Raw genomic sequence first — 15463 nt, forward strand, 5'->3', positions numbered from 1 at the left:
GTACGCAAACCGGTTCCTCACCCGGGATGGCGGTTACCCTGGGCGCTGTGCGCGCGGATCGGGTGACCCCGGGCTCGCAGACCTCACTGCGTGAGGCCAACCGAGCCCGGATCGTGAGCGCCGTCCAGCAGCGTGGCTCCCTCACGCAGATCGAGCTGGCCGGCGTCACCGGCCTGTCCCCGGCCACCATCTCCAACATCGTCAAGGAGCTCTCCGCCGCGGGCGTGCTGCACACCGCCAACTCGGTGCGCAACGGGCGGCGCGCGCTGCAGGTCACGCTCGCGCGCAACCTCGGTCTCGTCGCGGGCATCCGGTTCGGCCAGCGCTCCCTCGACGTGGCGCTCGCCGACGCCTCGATGCGCGTGCTCGCCGAGCAGCGCATGCCGCTCGCGCCCGACCACCGCGCCGACGCCGGGCTCCAGCGCACCGCCATGCTCGTGCGCGAGATGCTCCAGGACGTCGACGCCAAGCCCGACGAGCTGCTCGCCGTCGGCGTCGGCGTGCCCGCCCCGGTCGACATCCGCACGGGCGAGGTCGTCACCGTCGGCATGATGCGCGGCTGGGACGGCGTACGCGTCGACGAGGCGCTCGAGGCCGAGCTCGGCGTGCCGGTCAGCACCGACAACGACTCCACGCTGGCCGCGATCGCCGAGGCCCGCTTCGGCGCGGGCGCCGGCTACGACTCGGTCGCCTACGTGCGCGCCTCGCACGGCGTGGGCGGCGGGCTGGTGCTGGGCGGGCGCGCCGTGCACGGCCGGTCGGGCGTCGCGGGCGAGATCGGCCACGTCTCCGTCGACGAGAACGGGCCCGTGTGCCGCTGCGGCAACCGCGGCTGCCTCGAGATGCTCGTCGGTGCCTCCAGCCTGCTGTCCATGCTGCCGGAGAGCGCGGGCCACCTCACCCTCGCCGACCTCGTCGCCCGTGCGCGCGACGGCGACGCCGGCTGCCGCCGCGTCGTGTTCGACGCCGGGCGCCACCTCGGCGTCGCGCTCGCCAACCTGTGCAACCTCGTGGACCCGGACGTCGTCGTCATCGGCGGCCAGCTCGCCGAGGCGGGCGACGTGCTGCTCGAGCCGCTGCGCACCGCGCTCGGCCAGCGCGTCGTGGCGACCTCCCGCGGACCGGCCGAGGTGGTGCGCTCCGTGCTCGGCGCCGACGCCGGCGTCCGCGGCGCGCTCGCCGCGGCGCTCGACCTGGCCCGCGCGAACGGCTCCCTGGGGGTGACCACATGAGGCTGTCCGCACGGCGCCTGCGGGGCGTCCTGGCCGGGGTCGTCGCCGCGGGGCTGCTGCTCGGCGGGTGCGCGGGCGGAGGCGGCGGGCGCGAGGCCACCGGCGCGCCCGAGGGGACCATCGGGCTGCTGCTGCCCGAGGCCCAGACCGCACGGTACGAGGCCTCCGACCGGCCCACCTTCGTCGCCGTCGCCGGGCGCCGGTGCCCCGGCTGCACGGTGCTGTACGCCAACGCGGCCCAGGACGCCGCCGCCCAGCTCCAGCAGGCCGAGTCCATGCTCGCGCAGGGCGTCGACGTGCTCGTGCTCGACGCCGTGGACACCGTCGCGGCCGTCGGCATCGTCGCGCAGGCCAGGCGGCTGGGCGCACAGGTCATCGCCTACGATCGGTTCGTGGACGGCGCGGACTACTACGTGTCGTACGACTACGAGTTCATCGGCTTCCTGCTCGGCTCGGCGCTGGCGGGGACGGTCACCGAGAGAGCAGCGGAGAGGGCCGGCGAGCGGCCCGACGGCGAGCGGCCGGGCGTGCTGCTCGCGCACGGCTCGGCGACCGACCCGAACGCCCTGGCCATCGCGGCGGGCACCCGCCGCGCCCTCGAGGGAGAGGACATCGACGTGCTCGCCGAGCACTACACGCCCGACTGGAGTCCCGACAAGGCCACGGAGTGGACCGAGGCGATGCTGACCCAGTTCCCGGGCCGCGTCGACGGCATCCTCGCGGCCAACGACGCCATCGCGGGCGGCGCCGTCGCCGCCGCCAAGGCCGCGGGCCTCGACCCGGTGCCCGTCACCACGGGGCAGGACGGCGAGCTCGCCGCCGTGCAGCGCATCCTCGCGGGCGACCAGTTCATGACCGTCTACAAGGCCACCGACCAGCAGGCGTCCACCGCCGCAGAGCTCGCCGTCCGCGTGCTGCGCGGGCAGGACCCGCGCACCACCACCGTGACCGAGGGCGTGCCCACCGTGCTGCTCGCCCCGCGCGCCGTCGCGGCCGCCGACGTCGAGCACGTCATCGTCGACGGGCACGTCTACTCGACCGACGAGATCTGCGTGCCCGCCTACGAGGACGCGTGCGAGCGCGCCGGCCTGACCGGCGCGGGGGAGGCGTCCCGATGAGCGAGCCCCTGCTGCCTGCGCCCCTGCTGTCGGTCCGCGGCGTCTCCAAGCGGTTCGGCGGCGTGCGCGCCCTGGTCGACGTCGACGTCGACGTGCGCGAGCACGAGGTGCTCGCCGTCGTCGGCGACAACGGCGCGGGCAAGTCCACGCTCGCGGGCGTCCTCGCCGGCGCCCACCGGCCCGACGCCGGCGAGGTGCTCCTCGACGGGCGGCCCGTCGTGCTCGACTCGCCCGCCGCCGCCCGCGCGCTCGGCATCGCCGCCGTGTTCCAGGAGCTCGCGCTCGTCGACGACCTCGACGTCGTCGAGAACCTCTTCCTCGGCCACGAGACCCTGCGCGGCCCGCTGCTCGACGAGGTCGCCATGGAGCGCGAGGCGTGGCGCCTGCTCGACCAGCTCGCCGCGAGCGTGCCGTCCGTCCGCGACCCCGTGCGCACGCTGTCCGGCGGGCAGCGGCAGGTCGTCGCCGTCGCGCGCGCCCTGCTCGGCTCGCCGCGCGTCGTCGTGCTCGACGAGCCGACCGCGTCCCTGGGCGTCCGCCAGACCGCCGAGGTGCTCAACCTCATCCTGCGGCTGCGCGAGCGCGGGCACGCGGTCGTCCTGGTCAGCCACCAGGCGGGCGACCTGCAGGCCGTCGCCGACCGCATCGTCGTGCTGCGCCTGGGCCGCGTGCACGACGTGTTCGACGGCGACGCCTCCTACGAGGACCTGCTCGCCGCCATGACCGGCGCCGTCCGGCCCAGTGCCCGCACGAGCAGGGAGGCCCGCCGATGACGACCGCCCCCGCCGGGCTGCCCGGCGCCGGCCTGCCCGCCGTGTGGCAGCGCGTGCGCGGCGGCAGCAGCCTGCTGCCGATCGTCGCGGCCCTCGTCGGCATCTGGCTCGTGCTCGGCGCCGTCGACCCCGCGTTCCTCGCGCCCGAGAACCTCGTCAACCTCACGCTGCAGAGCGCGCCCGTCGGTGTCATCGCGCTCGGCGTGGTGCTCGTGCTGCTCGTCGGGCAGATCGACCTGTCGGTCGGCTCGCTCAGCGGCGTGGCCGCGGCGGTGGTCGCCGTCGGGTCGGTAACGCTCGGCTGGCCCGTGGCGCTCGCGATCCTCGCGGCGCTCGTGTGCGGTGTCGTGGTCGGGCTCGGGTACGGGGTGCTGTCGACCCGGCTGGGGCTGCCCAGCTTCGTGTTCACGCTGGCCGGGCTGCTCTTCCTCGCCGGGGTGCAGCTGCGCGTGCTCGGCCCGCTCGGGTCGATCAACCTGCCGTTCGAGTCGTGGTTCGTGCGCTCCGTCCAGCAGGGCTTCCTGCCCACGCCCGTGGCCTGGGGCCTGGTCGTGGCGATCGTGGCCGCGTACGCGGCGGTGCAGGTCACCGCGCGCGCCCGGCGGCGCCGTGCCGACCTGCCCGCCGCCGGCGTCGGCCAGGTGGTGCTGCGCACGGCGGGGCTCGCGGCCGTGCTGTCGGTGGTCGTCGCCTACCTGGGCGCCGCTCGCGGCATCGGCTACTCGGTGGTGCTGTTCGCGGGGCTCGTCGTCGTCGCCGACGTGCTGCTGCGCCGCACGCGCTGGGGCCGGTCGGTGCGCGCCGTGGGCGGGGACCGCAGGGCCGCGATGCTGGCCGGCGTGCCGGTGCGGCGCACCGTGGTGCTGTGCTTCGTCGCGTGCTCGACGCTCGCGGCGCTCGGCGGCGTGCTCGCGGCCGGGCGCCTCGGCGCCGCCAACCAGGGCACGGGCGGCGCCGACACCTACCTCGTGGCCATCGCGGCGGCCGTCATCGGCGGCACGAGCCTGTTCGGCGGGCGCGGCAGCGCCTGGTCGGCGGTGCTCGGCGTGCTGGTCATCCAGTCCATCGCCAACGGCCTGACCCTGATGAACGTGGACCAGGCGGCCCGGTACATGGTGACCGGCGCCGTGCTGCTGCTGGCGATCATCATCGACATGCTCGTCCGCAAGCGCAGGGAGGTCTGAGATGAACCGTCGTCCGACGCTCGCGGTCGTGGCGCAGGCAGCGGGGGTGAGCCTGAAGACCGCCTCGCGCGTGCTCAACGGCGAGCCCAACGTGGCCCCGGCGACGCGCGAGCGCGTGCAGGACGCCGCCGCGTCCCTCGGCTTCCGGCGCAACGCCGTGGCGGCGGACCTGGCGCGCGGCGGGTTCTCGCGCCTGGTCGGCTTCATCACGGGGGACCTCGCCAACGAGTTCTACTCGGCCCTGGCCAGCGGCATCGAGCGCGAGCTGCGCGAGCACGGCCTGCAGCTGCTCACGGCGTCGTCGGACGAGGACGCCGAGCGCGAGAGCGCGCTGACCGGCGAGCTTCTGGAGCGGCGCGTCGGTGCGCTCATCGTGACCCCGGCCGGTGCCGACCACTCGGCCCTGCGCGGGGAGATCGCCGCGGGGCTCACGGTCGTGGTGGTCGACCGGCCCGCCGCGGGCATGGACGTCGACACCGTCGTGATCGACAACCGCGGAGGCGCGCGAGCCGCGACGCTGCACCTGCTCGAGCACGGCCACCGGCGCATCGGGTTCGTGGGCGACGAGCCGCACCTGTGGACCTACCAGGAGCGCAGCGCCGAGTTCCTTGCGGTGATGGCGGAGGCCGGCGTGCCCGACGCGCGGCGGTGGCTGCGGCACGGGGCGCACTCGGCGGCCGCGGCGCGCGACCTGGCGGCGGAGCTGCTGGCGGGGCCGGACGCGCCCACCGCGGTGCTCGCCGCGAACAACCGCGCGACGGTCGGCACGCTCCAGGCGCTGCGCGACGTGCCGGGCGGCGCGGACGTCGCCGTCGTGGGCTTCGACGACTTCGAGCTGGCGGACCTGCTGGGCATCACGGTGGTGGCGTACGACGCCGTCGAGATGGGCCGGCGGGCCGCGGAGCTCGCGGTGGCGCGGTCCGCCGAGCCCGACCGCCCGGTCGAGCTCGTCGTGCTGCCCACCACCGTGCTCGCCCGCGGCAGCGGGGAGCGCCCGCCCCGTTGACACGGGGCCTGACCTGCACCTACGTTCTGCTCTTGACAGCGCTGTCAGCCGACGAGGAGACCCCGATGTCCACAGTCACCGGCCGGGCCAGGCCCCGGCGGGCGGCCGCCGCACTCTCCGGCGCTCTCGCCCTCCTGCTCGCGACACCGGCGGGCGGCGCGCTCGCCGCCCCGCCCGGCCCGGGCTCCCCGGCCGGCCACCACCGCGACCTCGCCACCTCCTTCGAGGAGGACGACGCCGCGCCCCTGGAGTCGACCCCCGCGCGCCGGGGCGGCGAGCCGTGGCAGGAGAACGTCGGCGAGTTCGTGCCCGGCCTGCCCGGCAGCGTGCTCGACCGCGTGACCGACGTGGCCGCGAGCGGTGAGAACCCGCCGAACGAGGTCGCGGCCAACCTCGCCGACCGGTCCGAGGCGACCAAGTGGCTCACGTTCGCGCCCACCGGCTGGGTCACCTACGCCACGAGCGAGCCCGTCGTGATCACCGGCTACTCGCTCACCTCGGCCAACGACTTCGCCGACCGCGACCCCCAGGACTGGACCCTGCAGGGCTCGGCCGACGGGCAGACGTGGGAGACCATCGACACCCGCGCGGACGAGCGGTTCGGCGAGCGCTTCGAGCGGCGCGTCGTCGAGCTCGACGAGCCGGCGCCCGCCTACACGCACTTCCGCCTCGAGGTGACCCGCAACCGCGGCTCCGACGGCCTCCAGCTCGCCGACTGGGACCTCTCCGAGGACCTCACCGAGCAGCCCCGGCGGCAGCCGATGGTCACCGCCGTCGGCTCCGGGCCGCAGACCGTGAGCTGGACCAACGAGCGCGAGGTGGGCTTCACCGGCACGCGCTCGCTGCGCTACGAGGGCGGGCACCTCGGCGACGGCGCGGCCCACGCGGTCAACGTCCTCTACGACGACGTCGACGTCCGTGTCGGCCCCCGCACCCGCCTGAGCTGGAAGATCTTCCCCGAGCTGCTGCACGACCTGCAGTACCCCTCGACGTACGCGAGCGTGGACCTGCGGTTCACCGACGGCACGTACCTGTCCGACCTGCCGGCGCGCGACGCGCACGGCACGCCCGCCACGGCCACGGGCCAGGGCGAGGGCAAGATCCTCTACGCCGACCAGTGGAACTCCGTGCGCGTCGACCTCGGCGCGGTCGCCCGCGGCCGGACGGTCGACCAGGTGCTGCTCGCCTACGACAACCCCGCCGGCGCGGCCGGGTCGCGGTTCGCGGGCTGGCTCGACGACGTTGCGCTCGAGGCGGAGCCCGAGCGGATCGACGGCCGGAGCCTGACGAACTACGTCGACACGCGCCGCGGCACGCTGTCCAGCGGGTCGTTCTCGCGGGGCAACACCGTGCCCGCCACGGCCGTGCCCAACGGGTTCAACTTCTGGACCCCGATGACCAACGCGTCGACGCAGACCTGGCTGTACGAGTACCAGGCCGCCAACAACGAGCAGAACCGCCCCGTGCTGCAGGGCATCGGCATCTCGCACGAGCCGAGCCCGTGGATGGGCGACCGCAACCAGCTCGCCTTCCAGCCCGCCACGGGCGCGGGCGTGCCCGACGGCGGGCTGTCCGCCCGCGGCCTCGCCTTCGACCACGACGACGAGACCGCCCGGCCCGAGTACTACGGCGTGACCTTCGCGAACGGCGTCCGGGCCGAGGTCACCCCGACCGACCACGCCGCCGTCCTGCGTTGGACGTTCCCGAAGGACGCCGCCGACGCGACGGGCCACGTGCTCGTCGACCGCGCGGGCGGTGCGTCGAAGCTGTCGTTCGACGCGAGCACCGGCGAGCTGACCGGCTGGGTCGAGAACGGCAGCGGCCTGTCGGTCGGCCGCACGCGCATGTACGTGGCGGGCACGTTCGACCGCGCGCCGTCGGCCGTGGGCCGCGCGGCGGGCGACCGCGACGGCGCCCGCTACGCGACGTTCCCCACGGGCCGCGACCGCACCGTCGAGCTGCGGGTGGCCACCTCGTTCATCGGGCTCGAGCAGGCGCGCGCCAACCTCCGCCTGGAGGCCGCGGGCCGCTCGTTCGACGCCGTGCGCCGCGCCGCGCAGCGACAGTGGAACGAGCGGCTCGGCGTCGTCGAGACGCAGGGCGGCACCGAGGACCAGCTCGTCACGCTCTACTCCGCCCTGTACCGCCTCAACCTCTACCCGAACTCGCAGTTCGAGAACACGGGCACGGCCAAGCGGCCGGTGTACCGGTACGCCAGCCCGGTGACCCCGCCGTCGGGCGAGGCGACGGACACCGAGACCAACGCGACGATCGTCGACGGCAAGGTCTACGTGAACAACGGGTTCTGGGACACCTACCGCACCGCGTGGCCCGCCTACTCGCTGCTCTACCCGGACGTCGCCGCCGAGCTCGTCGACGGGTTCGTGCAGCAGTACCGCGACGGCGGCTGGGTGGCCCGCTGGTCCTCACCGGGCTACGCCGACCTCATGACCGGGACGTCGTCCGACGTCGCGTTCGCCGACGCCTACCTCAAGGGCGCCCTGCCCACCGACACGGCGCTGGACGCCTACGACGCGGCGCTCAAGAACGGCACGGTCGCCCCGCCGAACGCCGCCGTCGGCCGCAAGGGCCTGGAGACCTCGCCGTTCCTCGGTTTCACGCCCGAGACGACGCACGAGTCCGTGTCGTGGGGCCTGGAGGGCCTGATCAACGACTTCGGCATCGGCACCATGGCCGCGGCGCTCGCCGAGGACCGGCGCGTGCCCCGCGAGCGGCGCGCGCAGCTGCGCGAGGAGTCGGCCTACTTCCTGGAGCGCGCGACGCACTACGGCGAGCTCTTCGACGAGCGGATCGGCTTCTTCCAGCCGCGGCACGCCGACGGTGAGTTCCTCAACGCGCCGGACGACTACGACCCGCGCACGTGGGGCGGCGGCTACACCGAGACCAGCGGCTGGAACTTCTCGTTCCACGCGCCGCAGGACCCGCAGGGCCTGGCCAACCTGTACGGCGGGTTCGACGGCCTGGAGGCCAAGCTCGACGAGTTCTTCGCCACGCCGGAGGACGCCACGCACACCGGCGGCTACGGCGGCGTCATCCACGAGATGCGCGAGGCGCGCGACGTGCGCCTGGGCCAGTGGGGCATGAGCAACCAGGTCTCGCACCACATCCCGTGGCTCTACGACGCCGTCGGCGCGCCGCACAAGACGCAGGAGATCGTCCGCGAGGTCACGCGGCGCCTGTTCACGGGCAGCGAGATCGGACAGGGGTACCCGGGCGACGAGGACAACGGCGAGATGTCGTCGTGGTGGATCTTCGCCGCGCTGGGCTTCTACCCGCTGCAGGTCGGCTCCGACCAGTACGCGATCGGCTCGCCGCTGTTCGAGCGGACGACGGTGCACCGGCCCGACGGCGACCTCGTCGTCACGGCGCGGAACAACTCGGTCGACAACGTGTACGTGCAGTCGCTGCGCGTGAACGGGAAGAAGCGCACCTCGACGTCGCTGTCCCAGGACGACCTGTCCGGCGGCGCCCGGCTCGACTTCGTCATGGGCCCCGAGCCGTCGGCGTGGGGCACGGGCGCGGACGACGGCCTGCCGTCCCTCACCGAGGGCGACGAGCCGCCGGCCCCGGCGCGCGACGCCACGCCGGCCGGCACCGTGACCGTCGACGACGGCACACCTGCTGACGCACTCGTCGACGACACGTCCGACAGCCGGGCGACCTTCGCCTCCGCGACCCCGACCGTCACCTGGGAGAGCTCCGGCGCCGCCGCGACGGTGGGCGCCTACACGCTCACGTCGGGCGAGGAGGGGGCCGCCGCGCCGTCGGCCTGGCGGCTCGAGGGCTCGCACGACGGCGCGGACTGGACGGTGCTCGACGAGCGGTCCGGGCAGGAGTTCCGCTGGGCGCTGCAGACGCGCGCGTTCACCGTGGCGGACCCCGGGCCGTACGAGCAGGTGCGGCTCGTGGTGACCAGGTCCGAGCCCGGGACCACCGGCGACGGCGACCTGGCGCTCGCCGAGCTCGAGCTGCTGGCCGACGGGGCCGGTGACCTGCCGGAGGCGGACGCCGCGCCGCGGTCGGCGCCCCGGTCCGGGACCGTCGCCGCGCAGGCCGCCGCAGAGGCCGCCGCTGCCGGGGTCACCGTGTGGGCCGTACCGGTCTGCGACCCGGGCGACGCCGGGGCCCTGCGGGTCGGGGTCTCGGGTGGCGACGGCGCCGCGACGTCGGTCACCGTGAGCACCGACTTCGGCACGCGCACCCTGCGTGGTCCGGGCGGGCCGGGCGAGGCGACGTTCGACGTCGGCTCGGGCGTGCTCGGCACGGGCGCGGTGACGGCCGTGGTGACCGCGACGGTCGCCGGCCAGGAGGCGACCGACACCGTGACGGTCCCGTACCAGGCAGCCGCCTGCGGCTGAGCGTGACCACGAGGAGGGCCTGTCCCGGCTGTGCCGGGGCAGGCCCTCCTGCCGTGCCGGGCCGGCTGGCGGCGGGGCTGGACCCGGGGGTGAAAAAGTGGACGGAGCGCGTTTCGGGTACGGGGTAGTACGCGGTGGTTTAGGTACTTTCCACACAGCCGACGCCCAGGCGTCCTGCAGGTGACGTTCCGTCAATACGCTCCCCGGCACACGAGCTTTTCCGGGCCGGACAGAGGAGCACACCATGTCAGGACACCTGAGAGCGCCCCGGTCGCTGAGAGCGCTGTCGGCCGCAGCGCTCGTGGTCGGTACAACGTTCACCGGAGCCGCCGCGGCGGGGGCAGCGTCGCCTCCGTCCGCGGCGGGCATCAGTGCCTCGGCCGACCTCCCCGACGCCCAGGTCCGCGCGATGGTGCGCGACCTCGGCCTCAGCGAGGAGGAGATCCCTGCCCGCCTCGCGCTCGACTCCCGGGCCGCGATCGTCGAGGCGCACCTCGCCGAGACGCTCGGGGAGGACTACGCGGGCGCCTGGCTCCCGGAGGGCGCCGACGCCCCGCGGGTCGCCGTCACGAGCCCGGCGGCGGCGAGGGTCGCGCGGCAGGCGGGCGCGGACGCCGTCGTCGTCGAGCACAGCCTCGAGGCGCTCACCACGTGGAAGGAGCGGCTCGATCGTGCCGACGCCCCGGCGTCGGTGCACGCCTGGTACGCCGACCCGACGACGAACGAGGTCGTCGTCGAGGCGGCCGACCCGGCGGCGGCCCGTGCGCTGGCGGCCGAGGCAGGCGTCCCGGCGGACGCCGTGCGGGTCGAGCGGTCGACCGCGGCACCGCAGCCCGCGCGCGACATCCGCGGCGGCGACGAGTTCCACAAGCCGCTCGGCAACGGGTACGTCACCCTGTGCTCGATCGGGTTCGCGGTCTCCGGCGGGTTCGTCACCGCCGGCCACTGCGGCCGCGCGGGCGACCCGGTCAACGCCCCCGACGGCACGCCGCTGGGCACCTACCGTGGCTCGACGTTCCCCGGGCGCGACTGGGCCTGGGTCGGCACCACGAGCACCTGGACGCCCACCCCGACCGTCAACAACTACGCGGGCGGCACCGTCTCGGTCGCCGGGTCGCAGGAGCAGGGGATCGGCGCCGCGGTGTGCCGGTCGGGCCGCACGACGGGCTGGCGCTGCGGCGTCATCCAGGAGAAGAACGTCACCATCAACTACGGTGACGGCGACGTGCCCGGCATGACGATCGGGTCCGCCTGCGCCGAGGGCGGCGACTCCGGCGGCTCGGTGATCTCCGGCAACCAGGCACAGGGCGTCACCTCGGGCCGGATCGGCGACTGCTCGACGAACGGCCGGTTCATCTACCAGCCGCTGAACCCGATCCTCGCCAACTACGGGCTGCAGCTCACGACGACGTCGTCGGGTGGCGGCGGCCGGCCGCTGGTCGGGCTGGCCGGCAAGTGCATCGACGTGCCGAACTCCGAGTTCACCGACGGCAAGCGCCTGCAGCTGTGGACCTGCAACGGCACGGCGGCGCAGCGGTGGACGTTCCACGCCGACGGCACGCTGCGGGCGGGCGGCCTGTGCATGGACGTCGCGTGGGGCAACACCGCGGACGGCACCGCGGTGCAGCTCGCGAACTGCAGCGGCAACGCGGCCCAGCAGTTCACCCTGAGCGGCGCGGGCGACCTCGTGTCGATCCTCGCCAACAAGTGCGTGGACGTGCCGAACAGCAACAGCGCGAACGGCACGCCGCTGCAGATCTGGACCTGCAACGGCACGGCGGCGCAGAAGTGGCACGTCGGCTGACCCACCCCACCCGCCGAGGTAGTCATGGGGCGAGGTAGTCATCTGGCGAGGTAGTCGCGTAGGTGACTACCTCGCCAAGTGACTACCTCGGCGGGCCGGGGTCAGAGGGTCGCGCGGACCGTTCTGGTCGCCGTGACCAGGTTCGCCAGCGACTCCCTCGTCTCCGCGGGGCCGCGGGTCTTGAGGCCGCAGTCCGGGTTGACCCACACCAGGCGCGGGTCGATCGCCTTGGCCGCGAGCGTCACCAGCTCCGTGACCTCCTCGACGGACGGCACGCGCGGGCTGTGGATGTCGTACACGCCGGGGCCGATGCCCCGCCCGAACCCGGCGTCGGCGAGCTGCGGCACGATCTCCATGCGCGAGCGCGCCGCCTCGACCGACGTCACGTCGGCGTCCAGGCCGTCGATCGCGCCGATCACCTGCCCGAACTCCGAGTAGCACAGGTGGGTGTGCACCTGGGTCGCGACGTCGGCGCCCGCCGTCGCCAGCCGGAACGAACGCACCGACCAGTCCAGGTACTCCGCGTGCGCGGCCGTGCGCAGGGGCAGCAGCTCGCGCAGGGCCGGCTCGTCCACCTGCACGACGCCGATGCCCGACGCCTCCAGGTCGGCCACCTCGTCCCGCAGTGCGAGCGCGACCTGCTCGGCGGTCTCGCCCAGCGGCAGGTCGTCGCGCACGAACGACCACGCCAGGATCGTGACCGGCCCCGTGAGCATGCCCTTGACCGGCTTGCTCGTGAGCGACGCCGCGTACGCCGTCCACGACACCGTCAGCGGCGCGGGCCGGGACACGTCGCCCCAGAGGATCGGCGGGCGCACGCAGCGCGACCCGTACGACTGCACCCACCCGTTGACCGTCGTCGCGAACCCGTCGAGCTGCTCGGCGAAGTACTGCACCATGTCGTTGCGCTCGGGTTCGCCGTGCACGAGCACGTCCAGGCCCAGCTCCTCCTGCAGCGCGACCGTCGCCGCGATCTGCCCGCGCATCGCCGCGGTGTAGTCGGCGTCGGACAGCTCGCCGCGCGCCCAGGCCGCACGCGCGGCGCGGATCTCGGCGGTCTGCGGGAACGAGCCGATCGTCGTGGTCGGCAGCGGCGGCAGGTCCAGCCGCTCCCGCTGCGCCGCGGCACGCCGCGCGTACGGGGCGCGTTCGGCGTCCTCGGGCGTGAGCGCTGCGGTCCGCTCGCGCACCGCGGGGACGACGACGCCGGGCGCCGCCGCGCGCGACCGCACCGCCGCGGCCGACTCGGCGAGCCGGTCGGCGACCGCCTCTCGACCCTGCGTCAGCCCCGTGGCCAGCGTGACGACCTCGGCGACCTTCTGGTCGGCGAACGCCAGCCACCCCGCCAGGGCGGAGTCGAGGCGGGGCTCGTCGGCGACGTCGTGCGGCACGTGCAGCAGCGACGTCGACGTGCCGACCGTCACCGCGCCCGCACCGGCCGCCGTGAGGCCCTCGAGGTCGGCGAGCCGGGCGCCGAGGTCGGCGCGCCACACGTTGTGCCCGTCGATCACGCCCGCGACCAGGGTCGTGGAGTCCAGGCCCGGGACGGCGCCGGTGGGCGCCGAACCGCGCACCAGGTCGACCGCGACCGCCTCGACGTCGGTGCCCGCGAGCAGCGCGAGCCCGTCGCCGGACCCGCCGCGCAGGTCACCGTACGGCGCCGCGACGAGGATCGCGGGACGGTCGCGCCCCGGGGCCAGGTCCGTCGCGAGCCGGGCGTACGCGCGGCGGACGGCGTCCGCGACCTCGTCGAAGCCGGCGCCGAGCAGGTCCGTGACCAGGGCGGGCTCGTCGAGCTGCACCCACGGCGCCCCGGCGGCGGCGAGCGCGCGCAGCACGCCGGCGTACGCGTCGACGACGTCGTCGAGCCGGTCGAGCGGGCGGAAGCCCTCGGGCGAACCGTCGGCCGCCTTGCTGAGCAGCAGGAACGTGACGGGGCCGACGAGCACCGGCCGGGTTACGACCGGCGCGCCACCGTCGTCGGGCCGGGCGAGCTCGGTGAACTCGCGCACGACGCGGTCGTCGGCGAAGGCGATCGGCGTGCCCGGGCCGATCTCGGGGACCAGGTAGTGGTAGTTCGTGTCGAACCACTTGGTCATCTCCAGCGGCGGCGCGTCGCCCGCGCCGCGCGCCACCGCGAAGTAGGCCGCGAGCGGCAGGCGGCCGTGCCCGCCGGGGCCCGCCTCGGTGAGCCCGGCGAACCGGTCGGGCACGGCGCCGAGCAGGGCGACGGCGTCGAGCACCTGGTCGTAGTACGAGAACGAGCCGGGGACGGCGCCGCCGTCGGCGTCGAGACCGAGGGAGACGAGGTGCCGGGCCGTGTCCCGGCGCAGGGCGAGGGCCGTGGACTCGAGCTCGTCGGCGGTGGTGCGGCCGGCCCAGAAGGACTCGACCGCGCGCTTGAGCTCGCGGCGCCGGCCGATGCGGGGGTAGCCCAGGACCGTGGCGGTGGGGAAGGGGTGGGTGAGTGCCATGCGTATCAGCTCCATCGAACCTGGCGTTAGCACCTTGCCTCCGGCGGTGGCCGCCCGGGGGTAGGTTGCTGCGGTGTCACGGAGCCAGGACTCTCGACCGCTCTGGATGATTCGCGTGATCGTAGGCATGACCGCGATGCGGTCGGCAAACCGTCCACCTGCTGGGATGGGTGGTCTAGCCCTGCGGTGAGGACGGCGTCGGGCCGTCGCAGCCCTCCCACGACAGCTCGCTGTCCAGCACGTAGGTGGCCCCCTCGTCCGTCCGGGCCGTGACCTGCGCGCCCCGGGGCTGCCAGGACTCGAGGTCCAGGAACAGGTCGATCCGCGTGACCTCCCCGCCCAGCAGCAGCGACCGATCGGGGGTGATGCGCACCCGGAGCACCGCGCGGGCGTCCTGGGCCGCGAACGCGACCTCGTCGTCCACCTGTCCGGGCACCTCGGGCAGGTTGAGCGCCGTGGCCACCGTCACCTGCTGGAGCGCCCCGAGCGGCTTGTCGGCCAGCGCGACCTTCGGCGTGCCGACGGTCGACGTCGCGGTGTCCGTGCGCAGCGCCGAGTCGGAGTCGAGCGTGGACCGGGTGGTCAGGTCGCAGGCGCCGTAGGCGGTGGCGCCGCCCGCGCGGTCGAGCGCTTCGGCGGGCGTCACCAGCACGGTCGGTCCGGGGGAGGGCAACGCGGAGAAGGGGGCGACCGGCTCGGCGGGCGCGCCGCCCGGGAGCGGGCCCTGCCCGCGCAGGTGCGGGACGCCGAGCGTGAGGCCCGCCGTGACGCCGACCGCGACGACGGCCGCTGCCGCCGCGAGGCCCCACACCACGGGGCGCGCGCGACGCCGGCCGCCATCGTGCCCCGACCGGCGCAGCAGGACCTCGACGTGCGGTCCGGGGTCCGCCGCGACCAGGCGATCCGGCATGCTCCCGGGCCGAGGACCGTGCTCGATCGCCTGATCGCGGCGGACGTTCGGGGCGGTAAGTGGAGGGCGGGGGTCGGCGGCGTGGGCAGTGGCGCGGGCGCGGGCGAGGGCGCGGATCCGGGCGAGGTCGAGCTCGGCGTCGGCGGCACGCAGGGCGCGCCGTGCGCGGGTCAGCTCGTCGCGCCCGGCGTGGTCGGCCCCGGGGAGGTCAGCGTTCGTCATGGCGGTGTCCCTGGTCGAGCTGGTCGTAGGCGGCGCGCAGCCGGCGCCGTGCGCGGTGCACGCGGGTGGCGGCGGTCGCGGTCGTGCAGCCGAGCACCTGGGCGACCTCCGCCGTGGACAGCTCCTCGGCGGCCAGCAGTGCGATGACCTCGCGGTCGGCGGGGCGCAGCAGGGCGAGGGCACGGCGCAGCTCGTCGAGCTCGCCGAGGAGCGCCGCGCCGTCCGGGTCGGTGGTCGCCGCGGCAGGCCTCGTGGTGGCGGCGCACGACGGCCCCGTGGTCAACGACCTCGGCGGCTGGGCCGCGCCGGTCGGCGTCAACCTCGTCGCCGACCCGCTGGCCGCGCTGATGCTGCTGATCAG

The 15463-nt window shown here is 75.1% G+C and carries 10 protein-coding genes and 1 riboswitch; of the genes, 7 read left to right on the forward strand and 3 right to left on the reverse strand.

Annotated elements, in window-relative coordinates; genetic code table 11:
• Positions 1-47 precede the first annotated feature (47 nt).
• The 7 genes from HLB15_RS10370 (at position 48) to HLB15_RS10400 (ending at position 11496) form a co-directional block, all read left to right on the forward strand.
• The gene (locus HLB15_RS10370; protein WP_311979567.1) at positions 48-1232 is read left to right on the forward strand and encodes an ROK family transcriptional regulator; all 1185 of its coding nucleotides are present in this window, start codon (positions 48-50) and stop codon (positions 1230-1232) included.
• Positions 1229-2350: a substrate-binding domain-containing protein gene (locus tag HLB15_RS10375; RefSeq protein WP_171105296.1), complete on the forward strand. Its 1122-nt coding sequence runs from the start codon at positions 1229-1231 to the stop codon at positions 2348-2350. Before HLB15_RS10370 ends, HLB15_RS10375 begins: the two co-directional genes overlap by 4 nt.
• Positions 2347-3123 (forward strand): ATP-binding cassette domain-containing protein, encoded by a 777-nt coding sequence (locus tag HLB15_RS10380; RefSeq protein ID WP_171105298.1) that lies wholly within the window; start codon positions 2347-2349, stop codon positions 3121-3123. The genes HLB15_RS10375 and HLB15_RS10380 overlap by 4 nt, the downstream gene beginning before the upstream one ends.
• Positions 3120-4307 (forward strand): sugar ABC transporter permease, encoded by a 1188-nt coding sequence (locus tag HLB15_RS10385; RefSeq protein WP_171105300.1) that lies wholly within the window; start codon positions 3120-3122, stop codon positions 4305-4307. Before HLB15_RS10380 ends, HLB15_RS10385 begins: the two co-directional genes overlap by 4 nt.
• Before the next feature lies 1 nt (position 4308).
• Positions 4309-5313 (forward strand): LacI family DNA-binding transcriptional regulator, encoded by a 1005-nt coding sequence (locus HLB15_RS10390; RefSeq protein ID WP_171105302.1) that lies wholly within the window; start codon positions 4309-4311, stop codon positions 5311-5313.
• 65 nt (positions 5314-5378) lie between these two features.
• Entirely contained in the window at positions 5379-9692 is a 4314-nt protein-coding gene (locus tag HLB15_RS10395; RefSeq protein ID WP_171105304.1) for a GH92 family glycosyl hydrolase, read from the forward strand.
• A 244-nt stretch (positions 9693-9936) separates the two neighbouring features.
• On the forward strand, positions 9937-11496 hold the full coding sequence (locus HLB15_RS10400) for a ricin-type beta-trefoil lectin domain protein (RefSeq protein WP_171105305.1): 1560 nt from the start codon (positions 9937-9939) through the stop codon (positions 11494-11496).
• 101 nt (positions 11497-11597) lie between these two features.
• Here HLB15_RS10400 and metE read toward each other — a convergent pair whose 3' ends face one another.
• The 3 genes from metE to HLB15_RS23740 all read right to left on the reverse strand — a co-directional run bounded on the left by metE (position 11598) and on the right by HLB15_RS23740 (position 15385).
• Positions 11598-13970 carry a 5-methyltetrahydropteroyltriglutamate--homocysteine S-methyltransferase gene (gene metE, locus HLB15_RS10405; protein WP_229785562.1) on the reverse strand — a complete coding sequence of 791 codons (2373 nt, stop codon included), beginning with the start codon at positions 13968-13970 and terminating at the stop codon, positions 11598-11600.
• Positions 13971-13978: 8 nt separating this feature from the next.
• Positions 13979-14083: riboswitch (SAM riboswitch) on the reverse strand.
• A gap of 62 nt (positions 14084-14145) precedes the next feature.
• The gene (locus HLB15_RS10410) at positions 14146-15102 is read right to left on the reverse strand and encodes a hypothetical protein (RefSeq protein ID WP_171105309.1); all 957 of its coding nucleotides are present in this window, start codon (positions 15100-15102) and stop codon (positions 14146-14148) included.
• Positions 15089-15385, reverse strand: a complete 297-nt coding sequence (locus tag HLB15_RS23740) for an RNA polymerase sigma factor (protein ID WP_249360075.1) — start codon at positions 15383-15385, stop codon at positions 15089-15091. Before HLB15_RS23740 ends, HLB15_RS10410 begins: the two co-directional genes overlap by 14 nt.
• Positions 15386-15463 lie beyond the last annotated feature (78 nt).

The sequence above is a fragment of the Promicromonospora citrea genome (assembly GCF_013004695.1).
In the GTDB taxonomy this organism is placed as follows: Bacteria; Actinomycetota; Actinomycetes; order Actinomycetales; family Cellulomonadaceae; genus Promicromonospora; species Promicromonospora citrea.